The sequence below is a fragment of the Oceanobacillus sp. M65 genome, assembly GCF_052246275.1.
GTDB lineage: Bacteria > Bacillota > Bacilli > Bacillales > Amphibacillaceae > Oceanobacillus_B > Oceanobacillus_B jordanicus.
Map to the genome: position 1 here is coordinate 242,937 of NZ_JBQQCJ010000002.1, position 20,971 is coordinate 263,907.

Sequence of the window (20,971 nt, forward strand, 5' to 3'; positions counted from 1 at the left end):
ATCTATATCAATGATAAAACTAATTTTAAAAATTTATTCGATTAGCCAGGAGGGAAAAGAATGAGTGAAATTTATGGCCTTCGCTATGATTATTCGAATCATAACGGTCAATCAATTGTGTTCACAGAACAAAATGGTAAAAGTATTACTTCGGGAGATTTAAATGAGGTTCAACTGAAAATGATTCAGTCTAATTCAATTCCACATTTGCTTTCCCTTTCCGTAGAAAATATGGACTTAAAAACAAAGCTGTTTTACGATCTTACTTCAAAAAGTAAGCTGACATCTTATTTTCAGAAAAAGAATGCAACAATGAATGATTATTATCAAGTGTTCCTGTCTATTATATCTACTTTGGAAAGCTGTTCTTCCTATATGCTAGATCAAGAGAAATTTATCTTAAGACAGGATTTTATTTATATTGGAAAGAACCCCGGTGATATCTATATCGCCTATTTACCTGTGAAAAAACTAGACAAAGAGACCAATGTTACAGAGGATATGAAAAAACTTTTAACTGATGTTGCTGGAGAAGTAGAAGGCCTTCAAGGGAACGAATTTAAAAGCATCTTGAACTATATTAAAAACGATGGTTTTAGTGTAGGTGGTCTGAAAAAGCTTTTGTTAGAGTTAATTTCCTTACGGTCAAATGTGAACCATTCTAGCCAGGTTAGTGGATTTTCGAATGAAGCGGGAATAAATGAGATTCCGGTCCATTCATCGTCCAATACACAGCAGCCGTCCAGCAATAATGGAAGTAAAGTAACTACCTCACAAAATGAACAGTCAACCGTGACTCCAACTCAGTTTAAAACAAAAAAGAAGCTGCCAAAACTAACATCAAGAGAAAAAGTCTATATATTCTCTGGGACGTTATTAGCCTTAGCTTTAATATGGAAGTTATACGATTCAGTGACTACGCAGGCTATGCTGGGAGTAAGCAGTGGACTTTCTATTATCATTGTAGTTGCAGTTGTTACTTACATTAAATGGTGGCGCCCTGGAGTGAAGCCAATAGAAACACAAACTTCGAATCCAGTCAAAAAACAAAAAGGGAATGGCAAACAGTCACAGCCAGAGACGCAACAACCCCAGTCAAAGCCATATAGCCAACAAGCACCTGTTAGTTTCCAACAACAGGCACACTCACAGCAACCAGCATATGCAAGTCAACAGTTAGCCGCTGCAACAGCAATGGATACCACACTATTGACAACCCCATCGGATGATACGGTGTTATTGGAAGATGAAGCTAATCTATCGGCCACATCAACTGCTCCATCAAATGTAACAGCTATATTATCTAAAACTTCCCCTGATGGACAGGAGGAAACAATTGAACTGAATCGAAATAACTTTCTTATTGGTAGAAATGCAGACGCTGTAAGCTATGCGGAGGAAGCAACCGGGGTATCCCGATTACACGCAGAAATTATCCAGATTGATTCCACTTCTTATGGCATAAAGGATTTAGGGTCGAAAAACGGCTCGAAGCTAAATGGAAATACCATGGTCCCATACAAGGTGTATGCACTTCAGGAAGATGATGAAATTATGCTTGGAAAAGCCACTTATATTTTTAAATGGAGTCATTCCTCGTGAGCAGAAGATGGCAAACTGGTAAAGCTACACACAAAGGGACTAGAAAAAATAAGAATGAAGACTCCTATCTGCATCGTCATGCCATTGATAGCGAAGGAAACGAAATTGCGATGTTCGCTGTGGCAGATGGGATGGGTGGCTATGAGGTTGGAGACACCGCCAGCAAATTAGCAATATCTTTTTTTCAAAGATGGTGGGATAAGCGCATCATCAAACTATTAAAAAAGCGAGATATTATGGAACGAATTGCCCGAGAGGGTGCATCGACCATGAAACAGATAAATACTTCAATTAAAGCAACGAGTTTGCATACAGGGAAGAAGATGGGAACGACACTCTCCTTGCTCATTATGTTTAAAGGCCAATATGTTGTTCTCCATGTTGGGGATAGTAGGATTTATCAGATGAGAGGCTGGAATTACGGGTTACAGCAATATTTTCATCATGCTAACCAGGAGGACCTTACTAGTCTCCTGCAAGAACAGAGCACAGAAATTTTGGAATCAAACCCTGAACTAGTGAAGCTAACAGAGGATCATTCATGGGTGGAAAGACAAGTAAAGGATGGAATCTTAACAGATGAGGATGCCCGCAATCACCCGAAGCGAAATGTATTGACACAATGTCTTGGAATAGAGGATGAAATAAACCCGCAAATAAAAAGGGGGCAATATCAATCAAGTGATATGTTTCTTGTATGTTCGGATGGCTTTCATTCCTTGTATTCTAATGAAGAGATCTTAACTATGTTAATAAATCTGGAGAAGGAATACACAAATCTACAAATGATGTGTGAGTACTTAATAAACTTTTGTAATTTTTCCAATGCTGAAGACAACATTACACTCATGCTCATTCGGAACTTATATGTGGAGAAAACAGAAACAAAAGGAAGACGAAATTTGTTATCAATACTGGGAATGAAATGATAGTGGAGGCATGGGGTGTTAACAATGAGTAAACATAATATCTTCGTGAAGCCAGGTGACATTTTACGTGAAAAATACAAGGTAGTAGAGCACATAGCAACTGGTGGTATGTCAGAGGTGTATCGCGTACAAGACATGAACAATTCATTTCAAGAGTGGGCTGTGAAGATCTCAAATATGTCTAGTAAGCTATCGAGAAAGCTGATAGATGAGACAAAGCTATTAAGTGAACTAGATCACCCTATTTTGCCGCGTGTAGCGGACTTTTTTCAGGATGATAATTATTTCTACCTTGTGTTGGAGTATGTGGAAGGTGTATCTTTAACACAATTTCTGGAAGACGACTCTAATGAACTTAAGCTTGAGGATATTGTAAACATTGGGGTACAGCTTTGTGATGTACTATATTACTTACATACTCGCAAACCTCATACGATTATATATCGTGATCTGAAGCCAGGAAATATTTTATTAAAGAAGGATGATCAGATCAAGTTAATTGACTTCGGAATTTCTCGTAAATACCAAGAAAAACAGATGAGGGACACTGTTCAGATTGGAACAGTAGGTTTTGCAGCGCCCGAGCAATTCGAAAAAAAACAGACGGATAAACGTACAGATTTATTCTCTCTTGGAGCATTGCTTTATTATCTTTTATCTAAAGGGAAATATGTGTATATCGCACAAGAGCCAATAAAATCACTCAATTCATCTATCCCGAAAAGTCTTGAGACCTGTGTTGACCAACTTGTTGAATTGGATCCCGAAGACAGACTGCAGGATGTGAGAGAGGCGAAGATACTCTTATTAAAAGCTAGAGAAGAATGGGAACATCGAAAATCAAAGCAGTACTCAAAAAAAAATCTTTTACCATATGTAATTGGTTCTTTAGCAGTAGTTGCAACAATTATATTATTTTCTTTGTAAGGAGGCGAAAAAATGAGTGAGTTTAGTAAGCTACCATATGGTCGGATAATGGAGAACGAAGGGTTGGTTACATATCAGATTTCCAGAGAAGAGACGAACATTCAAGATGTAGAACAACTTGAAGAATTAAAACGCGATGAATCGCTGTTTTTCTCGTGCCAGCATTATCAAGTAAAGGAAGATCTTGTTACCATCTTTTATAAGAAAAAGGCTGGATATGTATGCTTGGCCCAAATTAAGACGATGGACGACAAGAAGAAGAAAAAAGTGACTGATAAACTCTTGCAAACAGAGAGCTTAGTTGGTACACAATTCAGCACTTTTCTGCATCCTGCAAACATTTATGTAAATGAGCGAGGGGATGTAAACTTTGCACATCGAAGTATCCGGTCTGTTTTACCACCTGAGGAATTTACTGAGCAAGGCTTATTAAACGAGCTAAAGCCAATATTAATAGCATTACACAGCAATCATACTTTTGAAGAAATAGTTGAAGATAAGCAGCTTTTGGTGTCAGGAAACAATAGCTTACTGAGTGCAATTAATGTAGCAACTTCTATCGACCAACTTCGAAAGCTCTTTGCCACACATGTTCCAGCTGTCTCTTCAGAAGACAAGAAAGCCCATAAAGATAGTCGCAAAACAACCGAAGTGCAACAACCAAAAAAGATAAAACTATCCCTTATGTCAGGTGTGCTAATTGGTGTTTTAATTGGCATGCTCGGGTTGTACCTTATTAAAGTGGTACCTTTGGCAGATTCAGCCAGCGCTCTTGAAAGTGAAATGAGTGAGCAAGAGAATAGTTTAACGGAAGAAAATCAGGAGCTTCAAGAGCAGGTAGATCAAAACCAACTTATTATAAAAGGATATCAAGAGGCAATGGCAGGCAATACTGAAGCAGCGATTACCAACTTGGAGAAAGTTAATAGTCCTGACAAAAATGCTGAGCAAACGTTAATCCAGCAGTATATCAAGTTGAATACGGTAGATAGTTTGAAAAAAGCTGCTGGAATGGGTGAAGCCTATCAAGCTGAAGTCGTGGAAAAATTAGCTCAGCTTGAAAGTGATGAAGCAAATGACGTCATTCTATCACTAACGTCCAATGCACCAGAAGTATTAATTGAACAAGCATGGCTAGAGAAAGATTATGAAACAGTATTAGAAGTATATAAGCAAATTTCCGACAATGGTCATGCTAAACTCTTAGCAGCTAATAGCTATCTTGAGCTTGATAACAATAAAGAAGCAATGAAGTTAGGAAAAGAGCTTAAAAACAAACAGGTACAAATTGGTAGCTTAGAAATAGAAAAGAAAAAAGCAGAAGATAACAAAGATATGGACAAAGAAGAAAAAGAAGAGAAATTGGATGAATTAAATAAAAAGATAAAAGAATTGAAGGATTAATAGCATATGCTGTGTAGGTTAGTTGAAACTATACAGCATTTTTTCTTAATTGAGACTAGTAGACAAAATTGAAGTATACTAAAAAAAATTTTAGTAAAGAGGTGGTAATAATGAAAAGTAAACTAACGAGTTTTTTAATAATTGTAAGTAGTATATTGATATTGGGTGCCTGTGCAAATGAAGAGGATACGAAAGCCAATGCGGATGAGCAAAATTTAAATGAAACGATCGAAGGAAATAGTAATAAAGGTGAGGATTCTTCAGATAACGATGCGAGTGAAGCTAGTACTGAAGATAACAATAAGTCAGAGGAGGATTCTGAGGAGTCCGAAGAAAACTTAAGTGATGTAGTTCTTGATAATCAGAGCGATTCAGTTGAAATTAGGGAAACAACAGCAGGTTTTGGAATTGAAACACCAGACCAGATAGGACTTAAAGTAGGTGACACAGGGTATTTTGATGACACGATGGGTACTTTTGAGGTGACAGTAAATTCTGCAGAGTTATTAGACGAATTAGATGGAGAGGAATCTCAAGCAGATCATTTCTTTTTAATGAATATAACAATTAAGAACACTGGAGAAGAAACATGGAATGCACAAGATTTTCTATACGGTCTTAGAGTGACAGATGATTTAGAGATGACTGGTTATGGTGATTATGCAGAGAGTTTTGATAGTGTGGAACAGATGACTGATGATATTGCACCAAATGAGGAGTCTACAGGTCAATTTGTAACAGAGGTCTATGATGGAGATACGTATTACTTTAAAATGCGATCAGGTATAACAGAAGGCTCAGGAGAGAGTAACAACGTTGTTTGGGAAATTGCAAAAGAGGAATTACAGTAATTGATTTTGTAAGTTTAACACACTCTAGATAGTTAGTTTAGACTATTTAGAGTGTGTTTTATTATGTGGTTTAAAGTGAAGTGTTTAAATTAATGGTATTGGGGTTGTTATTTTCAAATTTTTGTAAATTAGTTAAAGGGGTATTGGGTCGTTAATAGTGAAAATTGCAATTAAGAGAAGTCAGTATGAGAATGAGACATTTATATTTTAAAGGTAACTATTATTTCACTAAAAAAAGTTGGCAATATTGCTGCGGAGACCAGTAACCAGGTTATCTGGACTATTCATGCAGAAGAAGCAAAGTAGAACCCATACTATTGGAAGTGTAATAAAACACGAATGAAAATTATTGTAATATCCCTATCATATTATTCTATCTTAAAAATATGATACTATAGTAGAGTAAACATAGGGAGGGAAAGCCGTGAGTGATTTTGACAAAGATTCGAGAGTTGATAAATTTGAAAAAAGAAGGAAGAATACAAAATCCATTACTGTTTTAATGATAGGAGGTTCTCTTCTTGTTATAGTTTTGCTTGGTATGTGGATTTTTGGTGGTGGTGACGAGCAAACGTCAGAAGAAGAATCTACCAATACGGAATCAACAAATGAATCAAATAATAACGACACTGAAGAATCAAATGAAGAGCAAGCCGAAACGGGTGAAAACAACTCCTCTAATTCAGATGAACAAGCAAACGAAGCCAACGAAGATGAATCAGATGCTGAAACGGATGAAGAAGAGAATCAGTCTGCAGAAGATATTGAAACAGAACAGGTTGAACCTTCTGGAGATAATGTAAAAGAAGCTTACACTGGAAATTGGGAACCAGTTGGAACAGACCAAGAGGGGCCTCATACTACAAACTATGATAGTGGCTCGCAGGATAGACAGGAAATAGCAAGGGGTGTTGAGCTAGCCACAGGACTTAATGCTAGTACGATGACTACACATTGGGTCGGAAATGGTGGAGATCAAAAAGTAGAAGCTACTGTTTCTAACGAAAGTCAATCAGAAATTTACCGTGTCTATTTATCATGGGTGGAAAATGAAGGCTGGCAGCCAACCAAAGTAGAAGTCTTAAATTCAGTACCTAATAACAACTAATCGCACAAATTGGAGGCATAATCATGACAATAGGTATTATAGGAGCAATGGATGAAGAAGTTGCATTACTTGTACAAAATGTATCAAACCAAAGTGAGGAAACCATCGCCGGATGTAAATTTGTAAAAGGACAAATAAACGGAAAAGAAGTTGTCATTCTTCAATCTGGTATAGGAAAAGTGAACGCAGCAATGGCGACGACCATTATGCATGAAAGATACGAACCCTCGCATATCATCAACACAGGTTCCGCAGGTGGATTTGCTGAAAAAATGGAAGTAGGCGATGTTGTTATTTCCACTCAGGTGGTACATCATGACGTTGATGTAACGGCTTTCCAATATGCATATGGCCAGGTGCCTGGCATGCCGGCTATGTATGATGCCGATACAGATCTTGTATTAAAAACAATCTCTTCAGTAAAAGAAATGGGCTTAAGTTATCAAGAAGGAATCATTGCAACAGGTGATTCCTTCATGCAGGATCCAGAACGAGTAGCGTTCGTTAGAGAGAAATTTCCTGAGATGATCGCAGCAGAAATGGAAGCAGCTGCAATCGCACAGGTTTGCCATCAATACGGAAAGCCATTTGTTGTTATTCGTGCTCTTTCAGATATTGCTGGCAAAGAATCATCTGTTTCCTTTGACCAGTTTCTTGAGAAAGCAGCAAAAAATGCAGCTACTCTAATTATGACCATGCTCAAAAGTATGTAATATGTCCATTATTTACCTTCCAAAAATATGCATAATTTATGTTATGATGCGTTATAGAGGAGGGGACGTATTGGATAAACAAAAGAAATTAGAGTTGAAATGGAAAGATTATCAGCGTTTTACTGCAGTTCTACTAATATTAAGCAGTTACCTATATATGGGTGCCATCATTAATACGTTTATGAAACCCTCAGGCAATGGGGATATACTATTTGTATTGTCACTTGCTGGTATTGTAACGGGAATAATTTTAGCGGTTAAGCAGCTTAATATAAAGAAAGAAATAGAGAATGAGCGCTGATTCAAATCAGCGCTCATTTTTTAACTTCTACGTTCTTTACGGTAATATTCATGAAACACTTTCATGAGGGCCCGTTTTTCAATACGTGATACATAACTTCTTGATATATTCAGCATCTTGGCAATTTCTCTTTGGGTCATTTCTTTATGGTCATTTAAGCCATAACGGTAGATAATGACTTCCTTTTCCCGTTTATCCAAAATTGTAAAGTATTCCTGCATCTTGGCAATTTCCATATTTAACTGGATGTATTCGATAATATTATCGTTTTCAGCCTCTAGAATATCAATAAGGCTGATTTCATTTCCTTCTTTATCCTGCCCGATCGGATCATGGAGGGAAACATCTTTTTTTACTTTCTTTAATGCTCGTAAATGCATTAAAATTTCATTTTCAATACAACGGGCTGCATATGTCGCAAGCTTTGTGCCTTTATCAACAGAAAAACTCTCCACGCCTTTGATTAAACCAATGGTACCTATGGAAATCAAATCTTCTACATCTTCACCTGTATTCTCAAACTTTTTAACGATGTGTGCTACTAAGCGTAAATTATGCTCGATAAGCTTGTTACGAGCAGTCTCACTTCCTTCTTTCATTTCTTTCAAATATTTTATCTCATCTTCTGGGGGGAGTGGCTGGGGGAAGGCATGGTTTTTAACATATGAGACAAAGAAAAGGGTTTCTTTTATTAGAAGAGCAAGCACGCTTAATATTCCGGACAAATATATCCACCTCCTAAAAGTGCCGGCTGGGCTATTGCCTATAATTCGATTTTATGTAGATAAGGGGCTTTTCGTGTCTGTCCTTCTAAAGATAATTAGAAAAACTCGCATTCGCTCGTCTATTAGAGAATGTGTACGTTTTTCTTATACTTGGGACTTCAAAATTTTAACTACGTCGACATTGCTTCCTAGCTGAAATTTTATACTTTTCTAACGTGTAAAAAAAGCACTTCCCGAAAGAAGTACTTGGTATTTCATTTATTATATTTTCGGTTTAAGCACTCTGTTACTACCGTTTCATCACTATGGGGTTGTTTTGTGTTCCCTGTGATTTGATAATGCTCTTTACCTTTCCCCGCAATGATTAGGATGTCACCAGGTTCGCTTATCTCTACTGCATGTTCGATAGCCTCTTTACGATCGGCAATCATACCATAATTCTCGTGTTGCATTCCTTGTTCCATATCTTGAAGGATACTTGTAGCATCTTCGTTCCGTAAATCATTAATAGTTAAAATGACGATGTCTGCAGTGGATGCTTCTTTGGCCATAAGTGGCCGTTTTTCTTTATCTCGGTCGCCGCCTGTTCCAGCTACATAGATGAGGCGATTTCGTTTAAATGTTGAAACGGATGTAATGGAACTTCGGATAGCATCAGGAGTATGCGCATAATCGATAAAAACTTTAAGCGGCGCATTGTGCTTTACTTTCTCCATTCTTCCCTCAATTGGATTAATCGACTTGAGAAGATTCACGGTTGCTGACACCTGGATGCCTTTGACGAATAAAGTAGATAACGCTGCGAGAACATTATAAACATTAAACTCTCCAAGTAATCTAGTCTCTACAGGATAATCTCCTTCAGGGCTTTGGAGGGTAAACAAAGTCTTATCCTCAAAATATTGGATTTGTTTGGCTTGAAAATCGGCTTCTTCTGAAATTCCATATGTTAGGACCTCAGCAGGTGACATGTTTTCATAAATTTTTGACCAGGCATCGTCTTTATTTAGGATGGCATATTTACGTTTTGTTGCATCATTACCTAATTGGGCAAATAATAAGCCTTTGATATATCCATACTGTTCCATACTTTGATGATAATCAAGATGGTCTTGAGTTAGGTTGGTAAAGATAGCTATATTAAAATCAATGCCCCATACTCGGCCCTGCGCTAGCCCATGTGAAGACACTTCCATAACTACATCTTCGACTCCAAGATCCTCTGCCTCTTTTAACAATTTCTGATTCCCTAACACATCACAGGTCGTATTGTCCGTATGTTTGACTCCACCATTAATTGTAATTCCGTTTGTTCCAGCTAGAGCCGTTTTACGCCCAGAATGTTCAAGTAACTTATTTATAAGTGTTGATACACTTGTTTTACCATTTGTTCCAGTAACCCCGATAATATCCATATCTATAGAGGGGTAGGAATAAAATCTATTTGCGAGATGAGCAAGTGCTTTAGTAGTATTTGGTACGATAACGAGTGCTGTGTTGGGTAAATCCATGTCAGGTTTCTCTTCCGCTACTATAATAGTTGCACCACGATCAATAGCATCTTTTATGAAGTGGTGGCCGTCAACGGTATACCCCTTTATGCAAACGAACATCGAACCCTCTTCCACTTTTCTTGAATCTTGCTGAATTGATTGGATGTTTTGCGGAAGGGGACCAACTATTTGTTTGACATGGAGACATTCTAGTAAGTTTTCTGTATTCATTGACCGTCACCTCTAATTCTTCTTATTACTTATTTTATCCGTATGTAACATATTCTATTTATTTATATTTACTGAATTGATACCTTGTATTTTTTTAAGAAAAAAAGCAACTAGTTATAGTCGCTTTTAACTTTTATCTGATGATTGTTGCTTGATATACGCATCCTTCGCTTCCTGATATGCATCTCCGCGATTTTTCAGGACTGGTTTTACCCCATTGGCATGTGCGGCTCTTCCGATCATATGGGCCGACACTGGTGCCGTTAAAAGAATAAATACGATTGCGAGTAATAATTTACCACTCACAATGGAGTGCGCAGCGTAGAGATATAAGAACGCTGCGATTAATATAAAAGCAACGCCTAAAGTGGAGGCTTTGGTAGCAGTATGCAGCCTCGTATAAACATCTGGAAATCGCACAATCCCTATGGAGGAAGACAGGATGAAGAAGGTACCTGCCAACAGGGAGATAATAACAAGAATGTTAATGATAATATTAATCAACGTCTCTATCAATGATAACACCCTTTTCTAAATATTTTGCAATGGAAAGTGTTCCAAGGAATGCAAGAATTCCAACCAATAAAATAACATCATTTAGTTTGGATGTTACCAGATAGACTGCCATGATACCGGCTAAGGCCATAATGTTAATTCCTATTGCATCTAGCGCAACAGCACGGTCCGGTTGGGTTGGACCGACAATGACCTGATAGAGAAGCAATAGAAGTGAAATAGCTATACCTGCAAAACTGATGGTGACAGCTATGTCTAGAATATTTTCGGTCATGGATAAAACCTCCGTCATCTTGACACCTCCAGAATTGCTTTCTCAAATGTATTTTTAATTGAAGAAATGGCTTCCTCACTGTCTTGTATGTGCATTGCATGGATAAATATTTTCGTGTTATCACGAGAAATAGCTACGGATAGGGTACCAGGCGTTAAGGAAATTAGATTTGCTAGCAACGTAATTTCCCAATTGCTTTTCACATCAATTGGCAATGCAAAAATACCTGGCTCAAAGTCCTGCTTCGGTTTGTATACAAGTTTTACAATTTCCCAGTTTGAAGATAACAATTCTTTTATAAAGAGGAGGAGCAAAGCTCCAATCTTATATATTCGCCTCAAATAAAAGGTATCAGGAACAAAACGGCGCAGAAGGAAAAGCAAAAGTATACCTAACAAGTAACCAGCAATAAAGCTGGGAGCAGAATACGATTCACTTAAGAACATCCATAGAAATGCGATGATTAAATTTATAACAATCTGAAATGCCATTAGTTCACTACTCCTTTAACACAGAATCAATATAAATTTGCGGATCCATCAGGTATGCAGCTATTGAGTCTGCAATAGGGTAGAAATATTCAGCTCCGACTCCCATTATGACTGAAAGAGCGAGCAAGAATACAATTGGGGCTACCATCCCTTTGGTAGATTTTTTCTCTATTGGGCCCATTGCATCTTTGTCACCCCAGAAAGCATGGATGAAAATTTTTGCAACAGAATATAGGATAAGTAGACTTGTTAGAAGTCCAATAAGGATGATAATTATATGCTCACCCTCAAACGCTCCTTGTAATAATAGAAGCTTTCCAATAAAACCACTAAACGGTGGAATACCGGCTAGCACAAACGCTGCAATAAATAAGAGCCAACCTAGTAGGGGATAGGTATGAATAAGCCCTCCCATTTTCTTTAAGTCAGATGTACCTGCCACATAGGCGATAACACCAACAAGTAAAAATAATGCTGATTTAATAATCATATCATGTACTAAATAATAGATGGACCCACTTATAGCAGTCTCGTTCATAACTCCTATCCCAAGGAGTATGAACCCAATTGCTGGAATTATATTGTATGCAATAATTAGCTTAATATTGGAAGTTGAGAGAGCTCCGATTATACCGAAGACCATCGACAATCCTGCAAACCAGATAAAAACTTCGTGAGTTAAGTCCACTCGATGGACGAAAATTAGTGTGAAAACACGGAAGATCGAATAAATACCTACTTTTGTTAACAGGGCACCGAATAAAGCAGAAATCACTGGATTCGGAACGACATATGATTTTGGAAGCCAGTAGTAAAGGGGGAATAAAGCCGCCTTTGTAGCAAAAACAAAGAATAGTAGGATACCTACAGTTGTTAATATTCCTTGTTGATCTGCTTCTTGAACGCGCTGCGCTATTTGCGCCATATTAACTGTCCCAACTGCACCATACACGAAGGCCACTGCCGTAACGAAAAGCATGGAGGAAAATAAGTTAATAAGTAAGTACTTTAGTGATTCCCTTAATTGTACTTTGTCACCACCAAGTACAATAAGTGCATAGGAAGCCATTAACAATACTTCAAAGAATACAAATAGGTTAAATAAATCCCCAGTAATGAAAGCCCCTGAGACACCCGTGATTAAGAAAAAGAAAAAGGGATAAAAATAGTAATTTTCTTTTTCTCCAAGCCCGGAAGAAGGGGCGTAAAAAGCACAGGCAACTGCAATGACGTTCGTAGTCATCACAAGGACAGCTGCAAGGGAATCCATTACTAGGACAATGCCGTACGGTGCTACCCAGTCACCTGTCTCCAGTATAATCGTACCATTCTTTAAAACTTCCCACACAATGTATCCACTTAAACCAAGCCCAATTAGAGAAAAAACTTTTGTTAAGGTACGGGAAACGTTCACTTTAGAATTGAAAAATATTAACACAATGGCTGCCACGAGTGGCAGGATGATTGGTAGAACTGCTAAATTACTCATTTGCCTTACCCCTTAATTGTTCCATATTATCTGTTTTATTTTCCTGTGTCGTCCGGTATGCCAGTACGAGAAGCAGACTGGTCACACCAAAGCTGATTACAATGGAAGTTAAAATTAATGCTTGGGGAAGGGGATCCGTATAGTCGGATACCCCATCCGTGAGAATCGGGGGCTGCCCTGTTTTTAGCTTTCCCATTGTTAAAATGAACAGATGGGCACCATGTGATAGAAGAGCAGTCCCGATTACAATTCGTAGTAATTGTTTTTGCAGTAAATTGTAAATAGCCGTTGCAAATAATATACCTGATAAGATAAGGATGATTATTTCCATTATTCTGCCCCCTTGTTTTTCTTAAGTTTAATGAGGCTAAAGATGGCGAGTGCAGCAATACCGAGAACTGCTATTTCGAATAGGGTATCCAGCCCACGCATATCGACTAGGATAACGTTCACGACATTATCTCCGCCTCCTAGTTTGTAGGAGGTTTTTAGGAAGTAATCCGAAATGGAGTCAAACCAGTTCGTGCTATAGGCAGATATACCAATTAAAGTCATCATGGCACCAAACCCAATTGCCAATACAGCATTTAGCGTTTTGGACCCACTTGAATCGTCTGTTTTTCTTAACTTCGGCAAATGGTAAAAGCATAGAATAAACAATGCTACTGTTATGGTTTCTACAACAAACTGTGTTAGTGCTATATCCGGTGCTCGGTAGATAACAAATAGTAGAGCAACCCCATAACCAACCACTCCTAGTATAAGAAGAGCAGCCATATTATGTTTTGTAAATATCGTTGCGATGGCAGCCACTACCATGATAATGACAATAGACACTTCAATAATGGTAATGTCAGCAAGGTTATTTGAGCTAATCGTAAATCCATCTGTTAGCAACATAAAGCCGGTTGTCACGATAATCATCGTGGCGAGAATCAAGGACATGTACAGTTTTAATGAACCAGTCATATATGAATTCGTAATACCTGCAGAGTAGGTATCCAGCTTGTTAACAAGACCGTCATAAACTCGGTTAAAACTTAACTTGCCAGGTAGAACTTTGTACACACCACTCCACTTTTTCCGTGTTAAGAACAACACGATTCCAAGAGCAACAACGATTAGGGACATATGAAGTGGGGTGAAATCCCAACCGTGCCAGAAACCAATTTTATGGTATTCTGCATTACTGTTAACCGCTTCTGCAGCATGTTGAATGAAAGGTGCATTAACCATGTTAGGAAATAATCCAATTAAAATTACACCAAGGACGAGAATAATGGGTGATAGTAACATTCCAACAGGTGCTTCATGTGGTTTCTTCGGTAATTGATTAAGCTTTTTAGGTCCTGTGAAAACACCAAAAAAGAAATACATAGAGTATACAAAGGTGAAGATACTTCCAAGAATAGCTAAATAAGGAATTAGCTCAGTTAATAAGGAAGCACTCTCCAAATCCAAGGTAGCTTCAAAGAATAATTCTTTACTATAAAAACCATTCAGGAATGGGAACGGAACACCTGCCATAGAAAATGTTCCAAATATAGCCAATGTTGCAGAGATAGGAAGAAGTGTAAACAATCCACCTAATTTTCTAATATCCCTTGTGCCTGTTTCATGATCGATAATTCCTGCAATCATAAAGAGGCTTCCCTTAAACGTGGCATGGTTTAAAATATGGAAGACAGCAGCAAAGACCGCCGCAGTTGTACCAAATCCTAGCATTGCCATGATCATACCTAGCTGACTGATGGTTGAAAATGCAAGGATTGCTTTTAGGTCTGTCTGTCTCACTGCCATGTATGAGCCCCAGCAAAGTGTTACGATTCCAACGAGACTAACTGTAATAAAGAAACCTTCATAACCAGAGAATATTGGAGAAAATCTTGCTATCAGGAAGATTCCTGCTTTAACCATGGTAGCCGAGTGAAGATAGGCACTAACCGGAGTAGGTGCTTCCATAGCGTCTGGTAGCCAGATGTGAAATGGAAACTGAGCGGATTTAGTAAAAGCTCCAAGCAGAATTAATGCAAGAATTAATGGAAGATAATCACTTGAAAGTATGACATCTGTTTGGCTGATCATCTCTTGAATACTTGTTGTGCCTGTTATAACGGAGAGCAGAATGAAACCGCCGAACATGCTCAAACCACCAAAAATGGTAATTAGCATTGATTTTAATGCGCCATATCTCGATCTTTCTTTAAAATGCCAATAACCAATTAGCAGGAATGAAGAAATAGATGTTAACTCCCAGAAAGTATATAAGACAAATACATTATCTGAAAGAACAACTCCAAACATTGCCGTCATAAAGAGCAATAAGTAAACGTAAAAATGGCCTAGTCGTTCTTGTTTATCCAAATAGAAGATGGAATAAAGGACAACAAGTGATCCTATCCCGCTTATCAATAGAACAAATAATAAGCTCAACCCATCAAGATAGAAATCCAAATTAATTCCTAGAGAGGGGATCCAATTGTAGGTTTGTCGAATAGGTGTAAAGTCTTTTCCTAAAAATCTAATAAAATACAGAAAGATAAAGAATGGCACAAAGAAAGTGAATATCCCAGTATGTATCTTATTTTTAGCCTTGCTGAGTGTGGGAATAAAACAAGCAACAAGAAGTGGTATTAATACAGCAAATATCATCTAACGGTATTCCTCCTTATAAAATCTTAGTTGTATCTCTATGTGTAAATCCTCTGCTCTTCCATTGAGTAATTGGTTTTAATTCAAAATCTACTAGACCCTTATATTTTCTCCAAACACATTTTTAATACAAAAACGATGGTCTGCTGTAGGCTATGTAGGTTCCAATATTCAAGGATTAGTTTAACACAATATAAATTTAAGAAAAATAAATAACCCCTGTTATTTCGCAAAATAATAGGGGTTAACGCGTTTCTTCATATTTAAATATAAAATTTTTTAGACAGGTCTTTTTTCTGTGATTTTATGGGACAATCTCCTTCTGTGAATTTCCTCTTCAATTAAGTTTAGAAAGTCAGGGCTCAAATTTAATTCATTTGCTGTGTAATAAGATTCAATTAATAGTTCATCTGACAAATGTTCCATCAACTCAGCCCTCCTAAAGTTTGTAATTTTCCCAATTAGGTTATTAATAACTTACCACTTTATATATGGCAGGACAAGGCGAAAGTTATCTACAAACCCTTGTAGATAAGGTGTGTATAATTACTTTTTTATATCGACAAATGTTGTTACAACAACTTTTCTTATGTTAGTAAAGTTATCCACAATTGCGGATTTTAGGGATATTTGTCGAACGATTCTTGGAATATTTATAGCTATCTACAAGATTCAACACAGTTACGTTTCGTTTTTATAATGATAGAAAGACGATTTATGCAAAATTCCATGAAATTCCCCTAAAGAACTTTTTCTTTTAATTCACACTGCATTCTATGCCCAAGTGGTGAGATGAAAAGGGGATCTAACTCCAAGTAATTGTCCGATCCTGTCCAATCCCCTTTTTGGTCATACCCTCCTAGTATTACCAAGCAACCAAAAGAAATCCCCCACAGATTGAAGTTTTACATTATGGAATGTTATTATAGAATGGTTTATAATGGTGATTCGTATGAAGTTCGAACTGATGATTGAGAATATGAGGTGTGAAGGTTGTTAAAAAAGTTTTTGCCGAACGAACATGTGAAAAGCGTTTTTGATATTAATCCAGAAGTTTTAAAAAGCAAAGGTATTAAAGGTATTATTACAGATCTCGACAACACGCTAGTTGCTTGGGATGTGAAGGATGCTACTCCGGAAGTAATCGAATGGTTCAAACAAATGAAAGAAAATGACATTAAAGTAACGATTATTTCAAACAATAAGCAGGAGCGAGTCAAAGTATTTTCTGAGCCATTGGAAACGCCATTCGTTTTTAGTGCAAGAAAGCCTTTGAGCAAAGCCTTTAAGTCGGTAGCAAAACAAATGGGAATGAAGAAAGAAGAAATTGTAGTGATTGGCGATCAGTTGCTAACAGATGTTTTAGGTGGGAACTTTGCTGGTTTCTATACCATTTTAGTTGTACCGATAGTTCAAACAGATGGAAAAATAACGAAGATCAACCGGAAGATTGAACGAAGAATATTACATTATATGAGGAAAAAAGGAAAAATCACCTGGGAGGAATAGGGATGGAAGAATTATATTGTCAAGGTTGTGGTGTCCTTATTCAAACGTCAGACCCACAAGCGCCTGGTTACACACCAGCATCTTCATTGGAAAAGGAGAACATACTCTGTAAACGTTGCTTTCGATTGAAGCATTATAATGAAATTCAGGACGTAGCCATTACAGACGATGATTTTTTGAAGATGGTTAGTTCGATTAGAAGTGCGAATGGGCTGGTAGTACATGTTGTAGATATATTTGATGTGCATGGCAGCCTGATTAAAAGTCTACCAAGAATTGTAGGAGATAATCCCATTGTATTGGTCGGTAATAAGGTAGATCTGCTGCCTAAATCAACAAACAAGCGAAAATTGGAACAATGGCTTCGGTCCTCGGCCAAGGATGCTGGTATTAATGTCAAGGAAGTTTGCTTAATTTCCTCAACAAATGGATACGGTATGAAGCACCTGACTGAAGTTATTGAGGAACAACGTAAAAACCGAGATGTATATATAGTAGGGACGACAAACGTTGGGAAATCCACGTTTATAAATCGCTTGATTAAACAATCGACCGGGTATGGAGAAGTAATTACCACTTCTTATTTCCCTGGCACAACCCTTGGATTCATTGAGATTCCTCTTGATGATGAAACATCATTAATCGACACACCTGGTATTGTAAACAGGCAGCAAATTGCCCATTATGTATCTGAACAAGACTTAAAGCTTATTACACCGAACAAGGAAATTAAGCCAAGAGTGTATCAATTGAACAGTGGGCAAACTCTTTACTTTGGTGGATTGGCAAGATTAGACTTCGTGAAAGGGAAACGAACTTCCTTTGTATGTTATTTCTCTAATCAAGTTCCTATACACCGAACAAAATTAGAAAATGCAGATGAATTATATGAACAACATATTGGGGAGCTACTATCACCACCTGATCAAAAGACATTAGAGGTTCTACCAGAACTAAAAGAGAATGCTTTCCGGCTAACAGGTGGGGAAAAGACGGATATCGTATTTCCTGGCCTGGGTTGGGTAAGTGTGATCGCAGAAGATGTAACAGTTGCGGCTCACAGTCCAAAAGAGGTTTCCGCCTCTATTAGAAAATCATTATTATAGGGGGGGAGCTTATGGTCTATCGTCTTGGGTTAATTGGATATCCGATTGAACATTCTCTTTCTCCATGGATTCATGAGTCCTTTATGAATCAAGTTAGAGTAAATGGTAGCTATAGACGGATAGAAATTTCGCCTGATAAGAACTTTCAGGAAGAGATTTCCATGCTAAAACAGGAAAATTTAAAAGGCTTTAATATTACAGTCCCTTATAAGCAGAAGATTCTTCCCTTTTTAGACCAGGTCGATCCCGGAGCAGCTGATATTGGTGCTGTTAATACAATTTGTGTTGAGGATGGGCAATGGATAGGATATAACACAGATGGCATGGGTTATTTACGGTCGCTTGTAGAAGAATATCCAGAAATAATAAAACAGGATAATGTACATGTTTTACTACTTGGTGCAGGTGGTGCTTGTAGGGGAATCTATCATGCTTTTGTGAATGCAGGTTTTAAAAACGTCGATATTGCAAATCGGACAATAGAAAAGGCAGAGGAAATTGCACTTCTTCAAGGTGAGGGAACCGTGACAGAAGTGTTCACATTAGAAGAGGCAGCAAGACTAACTGGACGGTACGATCTCATTATCCAGACCTCTTCAGTGGGTATGAAACCAGAAACGGATACATCAATTATTCCATTAAACCAAATAAAAAAGGGCGCAATCGTAAGCGATATCGTTTACCAACCGATTAAGACTGCTTTTTTACAGCAGGCTGATGATCTTGGAGCAAAGCTCCACTACGGGCATACCATGTTATTGTACCAGGCACAGTATGCTTTTGAAATTTGGACAGGCAAGCGCGTACCTATTGGTGAGATGGATAGTGAATTAAAAACAATATTGGAAGGATGATACGATGTTAACAGGTAAGCAGAAACGATTTTTGCGAGCTGAAGCAAATCAGCTTAAGCCTATTTTCCAAGTAGGAAAAGATGGGGTAAATGACAACATGATAGAGCAAATAGGAGATGCACTCGAGAAGAGGGAATTACTTAAGGTAAGTATTTTACAAAATTGCCTTGAGGATAAGCATACTGTTGCGGAAAAACTAGCAGAGGGAACGGGAGCGGAAATTGCTCAAATAATTGGAAACAATATTGTGCTTTACCGCGAGTCTGAAGAGAACAAACAGCTTTTACTTCCCTAAAGAAGGGGTGTTTAATATGAAGAAAGTAGGTATCCTAGGTGGCACGTTTGATCCTCCGCATCTCGGTCATCTCATGATTGCTGAGGAAGCGCGTGAAAAACTTGAATTAGAGGAAGTTTGGTTTATTCCTTCCTTTACTCCGCCACATAAAGCGGATCTAGGTACAACTGCAGAAGATCGTATGAAAATGGTTAATTGTGCAATTAGTAATAATCCCTTTTTTAAGCTGAATACAATAGAAATAGATAGGACGGGAAAATCCTATACGATTGATACCATCAAGCGTTTAAAGGAAATGCACCCTGATCATGACTTCTATTTTATTATCGGCGCAGATATGGTGGAATATTTGCCGAAATGGTATCAAATTGAAGAGTTAGTTAACTTAGTACAATTTGTAGGGGTTAAAAGAGCAGGATCGACATTAGACACGGATTACCCTGTAATAATCGTTGATATTCCTAGTGTTGACATTTCTTCAACAGATTTGAGGCAAAGGGTAAAATTAAATCAACAAATCACTTATCTAACCACAGAACGTGTGCAAGCGTATATTAAGGAGAATTATTTATATGGAAATTAGTAAGGCGAAGGAGCTTGTAGAGCCTCACCTAACAGAGGCAAGGTTTGACCATTCACTTCGGGTAGCAGAAACAGCGCGCTATCTAGTTGATCTCTATGGTGGGTCAAAGGAAAAGGCGGAGTTAGCAGGAATTTTACACGATTATGCTAAGTATCGTCCTTTAAAAGAAATGGAACAGCAAATCAAAGCATTTAACTTGCCTAACGATTTATTGGACTTTCATTCTGAGCTATGGCATGCACCAATTGGAGCAATTTTGGTTGAAGAGGAATGTGGCCTAAAAGACGAAGATATTAAGGGCGCTATCAAATACCATACAACTGGAAGAGCCAATATGACGAAGTTAGAAAAGATTATTTTTTTGGCTGACTATATTGAACCAGGAAGAAGCTTTCCTGGCATAGAAGAAGTTAGAGAGTCGGCGAAAACAAATTTGGAGCATGCCTGCTGGCTAGCAGTTCGAAATACAATACAATATTTAATAAGAAAAAATGCTAAAATCTACCCGGATACATTCCATGCTTACAATGATTTAAGCAGTCACATAAACGGAGGTAATGAATGAATGGAAAATAAGGAAATTGTAAAATTAGCAGCAAAGGCTTGTGATGACAAGCGTGCAGAAGATATTACGGCACTTGATATGAATGAGGTGTCATTAGTTGCAGATTACTTTTTAATTTGCCATGCAAACACAGAAAGACAGGTTCAGGCAATAGCGCGAGGTATTAAAGAAGCGATGGATGAGGCAGGTGTAGCTGTTAGTCGAATTGAAGGCCTAGAACAATCCAGATGGGTTCTTGTTGATTTAGGTGACGTTGTATGTCATGTGTTCCATAGAGAAGAGCGTGTTTATTATAATCTTGAAAGACTCTGGGGAGACGCAGAACGCCTTCAGTTTGATCATGAGGGCTAGAT

Annotated in this window: 24 protein-coding genes; 15 read left to right on the forward strand and 9 right to left on the reverse strand. The window is 37.8% G+C overall.

Annotated features, from left to right (window positions below; translation table 11 throughout):
* The first annotated feature begins 60 nt into the window (after window positions 1-60).
* The 8 genes from ACTWPF_RS08745 (at window position 61) to ACTWPF_RS08780 (ending at window position 7,835) form a co-directional block, all read left to right on the forward strand.
* The gene (locus ACTWPF_RS08745; protein ID WP_443148983.1) at window positions 61-1,602 is read left to right on the forward strand and encodes a DUF6382 domain-containing protein; all 1,542 of its coding nucleotides are present in this window, start codon (window positions 61-63) and stop codon (window positions 1,600-1,602) included.
* Window positions 1,599-2,531 (forward strand): PP2C family protein-serine/threonine phosphatase, encoded by a 933-nt coding sequence (locus ACTWPF_RS08750; RefSeq protein ID WP_443148984.1) that lies wholly within the window; start codon window positions 1,599-1,601, stop codon window positions 2,529-2,531. The genes ACTWPF_RS08745 and ACTWPF_RS08750 overlap by 4 nt, the downstream gene beginning before the upstream one ends.
* 24 nt (window positions 2,532-2,555) lie before the next feature.
* On the forward strand, window positions 2,556-3,458 hold the full coding sequence (locus ACTWPF_RS08755) for a serine/threonine protein kinase (protein WP_443148985.1): 903 nt from the start codon (window positions 2,556-2,558) through the stop codon (window positions 3,456-3,458).
* Window positions 3,459-3,470: 12 nt separating this feature from the next.
* A complete protein-coding gene (locus ACTWPF_RS08760) occupies window positions 3,471-4,862 on the forward strand; it encodes a type VII secretion protein EssB/YukC (protein ID WP_443148986.1) in 1,392 nt (463 codons plus the stop codon).
* 110 nt (window positions 4,863-4,972) lie between these two features.
* A complete protein-coding gene (locus ACTWPF_RS08765; protein ID WP_443148987.1) occupies window positions 4,973-5,713 on the forward strand; it encodes a DUF4352 domain-containing protein in 741 nt (246 codons plus the stop codon).
* A gap of 424 nt (window positions 5,714-6,137) precedes the next feature.
* Window positions 6,138-6,821, forward strand: a complete 684-nt coding sequence (locus ACTWPF_RS08770; RefSeq protein ID WP_443148988.1) for a DUF1510 family protein — start codon at window positions 6,138-6,140, stop codon at window positions 6,819-6,821.
* A 23-nt stretch (window positions 6,822-6,844) separates the two neighbouring features.
* Complete coding sequence (gene mtnN, locus ACTWPF_RS08775) at window positions 6,845-7,534, forward strand: 5'-methylthioadenosine/S-adenosylhomocysteine nucleosidase (protein WP_443148989.1); 690 nt, start codon at window positions 6,845-6,847, stop codon at window positions 7,532-7,534.
* Window positions 7,535-7,604: 70 nt separating this feature from the next.
* On the forward strand, window positions 7,605-7,835 hold the full coding sequence (locus ACTWPF_RS08780; protein WP_443148990.1) for a YrhC family protein: 231 nt from the start codon (window positions 7,605-7,607) through the stop codon (window positions 7,833-7,835).
* Window positions 7,836-7,855: 20 nt separating this feature from the next.
* Here the strand turns inward: ACTWPF_RS08780 and sigK are convergent, their stop codons facing one another.
* The 9 genes from sigK to ACTWPF_RS08825 form a co-directional block, all read right to left on the reverse strand.
* Window positions 7,856-8,560, reverse strand: a complete 705-nt coding sequence (sigK, locus tag ACTWPF_RS08785; RefSeq protein WP_036572438.1) for an RNA polymerase sporulation sigma factor SigK — start codon at window positions 8,558-8,560, stop codon at window positions 7,856-7,858.
* A gap of 254 nt (window positions 8,561-8,814) precedes the next feature.
* Window positions 8,815-10,284 (reverse strand): UDP-N-acetylmuramoyl-L-alanyl-D-glutamate--2,6-diaminopimelate ligase, encoded by a 1,470-nt coding sequence (locus ACTWPF_RS08790; RefSeq protein ID WP_443148991.1) that lies wholly within the window; start codon window positions 10,282-10,284, stop codon window positions 8,815-8,817.
* 126 nt (window positions 10,285-10,410) lie between these two features.
* Complete coding sequence (mnhG, locus tag ACTWPF_RS08795; protein ID WP_443148992.1) at window positions 10,411-10,800, reverse strand: monovalent cation/H(+) antiporter subunit G; 390 nt, start codon at window positions 10,798-10,800, stop codon at window positions 10,411-10,413.
* On the reverse strand, window positions 10,781-11,092 hold the full coding sequence (locus tag ACTWPF_RS08800; protein ID WP_443148993.1) for a Na(+)/H(+) antiporter subunit F1: 312 nt from the start codon (window positions 11,090-11,092) through the stop codon (window positions 10,781-10,783). The genes mnhG and ACTWPF_RS08800 overlap by 20 nt, the downstream gene beginning before the upstream one ends.
* The gene (locus tag ACTWPF_RS08805; RefSeq protein WP_106896994.1) at window positions 11,089-11,565 is read right to left on the reverse strand and encodes a Na+/H+ antiporter subunit E; all 477 of its coding nucleotides are present in this window, start codon (window positions 11,563-11,565) and stop codon (window positions 11,089-11,091) included. Before ACTWPF_RS08805 ends, ACTWPF_RS08800 begins: the two co-directional genes overlap by 4 nt.
* A 7-nt stretch (window positions 11,566-11,572) precedes the next feature.
* A complete protein-coding gene (locus ACTWPF_RS08810) occupies window positions 11,573-13,054 on the reverse strand; it encodes a Na+/H+ antiporter subunit D (RefSeq protein WP_443148994.1) in 1,482 nt (493 codons plus the stop codon).
* Window positions 13,047-13,385 carry a Na(+)/H(+) antiporter subunit C gene (locus ACTWPF_RS08815; RefSeq protein WP_106896992.1) on the reverse strand — a complete coding sequence of 113 codons (339 nt, stop codon included), beginning with the start codon at window positions 13,383-13,385 and terminating at the stop codon, window positions 13,047-13,049. The genes ACTWPF_RS08810 and ACTWPF_RS08815 overlap by 8 nt, the downstream gene beginning before the upstream one ends.
* On the reverse strand, window positions 13,385-15,706 hold the full coding sequence (locus ACTWPF_RS08820) for a Na+/H+ antiporter subunit A (RefSeq protein WP_443148995.1): 2,322 nt from the start codon (window positions 15,704-15,706) through the stop codon (window positions 13,385-13,387). Before ACTWPF_RS08820 ends, ACTWPF_RS08815 begins: the two co-directional genes overlap by 1 nt.
* A 279-nt stretch (window positions 15,707-15,985) precedes the next feature.
* Complete coding sequence (locus ACTWPF_RS08825; protein WP_036572456.1) at window positions 15,986-16,132, reverse strand: sporulation histidine kinase inhibitor Sda; 147 nt, start codon at window positions 16,130-16,132, stop codon at window positions 15,986-15,988.
* A gap of 567 nt (window positions 16,133-16,699) precedes the next feature.
* On the opposite strand from ACTWPF_RS08825, the gene ACTWPF_RS08830 reads away from it, so the two are divergent.
* From ACTWPF_RS08830 to rsfS, 7 genes are read left to right on the forward strand one after another with little or no spacing between them, the layout of a single operon-like run.
* Window positions 16,700-17,215 (forward strand): YqeG family HAD IIIA-type phosphatase, encoded by a 516-nt coding sequence (locus tag ACTWPF_RS08830; RefSeq protein WP_036572458.1) that lies wholly within the window; start codon window positions 16,700-16,702, stop codon window positions 17,213-17,215.
* A 2-nt stretch (window positions 17,216-17,217) separates the two neighbouring features.
* On the forward strand, window positions 17,218-18,321 hold the full coding sequence (gene yqeH / locus ACTWPF_RS08835) for a ribosome biogenesis GTPase YqeH (RefSeq protein WP_443148996.1): 1,104 nt from the start codon (window positions 17,218-17,220) through the stop codon (window positions 18,319-18,321).
* 11 nt (window positions 18,322-18,332) lie between these two features.
* On the forward strand, window positions 18,333-19,175 hold the full coding sequence (gene aroE / locus ACTWPF_RS08840; protein WP_238019035.1) for a shikimate dehydrogenase: 843 nt from the start codon (window positions 18,333-18,335) through the stop codon (window positions 19,173-19,175).
* A 4-nt stretch (window positions 19,176-19,179) separates the two neighbouring features.
* Window positions 19,180-19,470, forward strand: a complete 291-nt coding sequence (gene yhbY, locus ACTWPF_RS08845; RefSeq protein WP_106896987.1) for a ribosome assembly RNA-binding protein YhbY — start codon at window positions 19,180-19,182, stop codon at window positions 19,468-19,470.
* A gap of 16 nt (window positions 19,471-19,486) precedes the next feature.
* A complete protein-coding gene (locus ACTWPF_RS08850) occupies window positions 19,487-20,053 on the forward strand; it encodes a nicotinate-nucleotide adenylyltransferase (RefSeq protein WP_106896986.1) in 567 nt (188 codons plus the stop codon).
* A complete protein-coding gene (yqeK, locus tag ACTWPF_RS08855; protein ID WP_238018789.1) occupies window positions 20,043-20,618 on the forward strand; it encodes a bis(5'-nucleosyl)-tetraphosphatase (symmetrical) YqeK in 576 nt (191 codons plus the stop codon). Before ACTWPF_RS08850 ends, yqeK begins: the two co-directional genes overlap by 11 nt.
* Entirely contained in the window at window positions 20,619-20,969 is a 351-nt protein-coding gene (gene rsfS / locus ACTWPF_RS08860; RefSeq protein ID WP_036572473.1) for a ribosome silencing factor, read from the forward strand. It abuts the gene before it with no gap.
* Window positions 20,970-20,971: the final 2 nt, after the last annotated feature.

Coding starts and splice junctions, on each gene's coding strand:
- ACTWPF_RS08745 (WP_443148983.1), top strand. CDS start 61: ATGAGTGAAATTTATGGCCTTCGCTATGATTATTCGAATCATAACGGT.
- ACTWPF_RS08755 (WP_443148985.1), top strand. CDS start 2,556: ATGAGTAAACATAATATCTTCGTGAAGCCAGGTGACATTTTACGTGAA.
- ACTWPF_RS08760 (WP_443148986.1), top strand. CDS start 3,471: ATGAGTGAGTTTAGTAAGCTACCATATGGTCGGATAATGGAGAACGAA.
- ACTWPF_RS08765 (WP_443148987.1), top strand. CDS start 4,973: ATGAAAAGTAAACTAACGAGTTTTTTAATAATTGTAAGTAGTATATTG.
- mtnN (WP_443148989.1), top strand. CDS start 6,845: ATGACAATAGGTATTATAGGAGCAATGGATGAAGAAGTTGCATTACTT.
- ACTWPF_RS08790 (WP_443148991.1), bottom strand. CDS start 10,284: ATGAATACAGAAAACTTACTAGAATGTCTCCATGTCAAACAAATAGTT.
- ACTWPF_RS08800 (WP_443148993.1), bottom strand. CDS start 11,092: ATGACGGAGGTTTTATCCATGACCGAAAATATTCTAGACATAGCTGTC.
- ACTWPF_RS08805 (WP_106896994.1), bottom strand. CDS start 11,565: ATGGCATTTCAGATTGTTATAAATTTAATCATCGCATTTCTATGGATG.
- ACTWPF_RS08810 (WP_443148994.1), bottom strand. CDS start 13,054: ATGAGTAATTTAGCAGTTCTACCAATCATCCTGCCACTCGTGGCAGCC.
- ACTWPF_RS08815 (WP_106896992.1), bottom strand. CDS start 13,385: ATGGAAATAATCATCCTTATCTTATCAGGTATATTATTTGCAACGGCT.
- ACTWPF_RS08820 (WP_443148995.1), bottom strand. CDS start 15,706: ATGATATTTGCTGTATTAATACCACTTCTTGTTGCTTGTTTTATTCCC.
- ACTWPF_RS08825 (WP_036572456.1), bottom strand. CDS start 16,132: ATGGAACATTTGTCAGATGAACTATTAATTGAATCTTATTACACAGCA.
- yqeH (WP_443148996.1), top strand. CDS start 17,218: ATGGAAGAATTATATTGTCAAGGTTGTGGTGTCCTTATTCAAACGTCA.
- aroE (WP_238019035.1), top strand. CDS start 18,333: ATGGTCTATCGTCTTGGGTTAATTGGATATCCGATTGAACATTCTCTT.
- yhbY (WP_106896987.1), top strand. CDS start 19,180: ATGTTAACAGGTAAGCAGAAACGATTTTTGCGAGCTGAAGCAAATCAG.
- ACTWPF_RS08850 (WP_106896986.1), top strand. CDS start 19,487: ATGAAGAAAGTAGGTATCCTAGGTGGCACGTTTGATCCTCCGCATCTC.
- yqeK (WP_238018789.1), top strand. CDS start 20,043: ATGGAAATTAGTAAGGCGAAGGAGCTTGTAGAGCCTCACCTAACAGAG.
- rsfS (WP_036572473.1), top strand. CDS start 20,619: ATGGAAAATAAGGAAATTGTAAAATTAGCAGCAAAGGCTTGTGATGAC.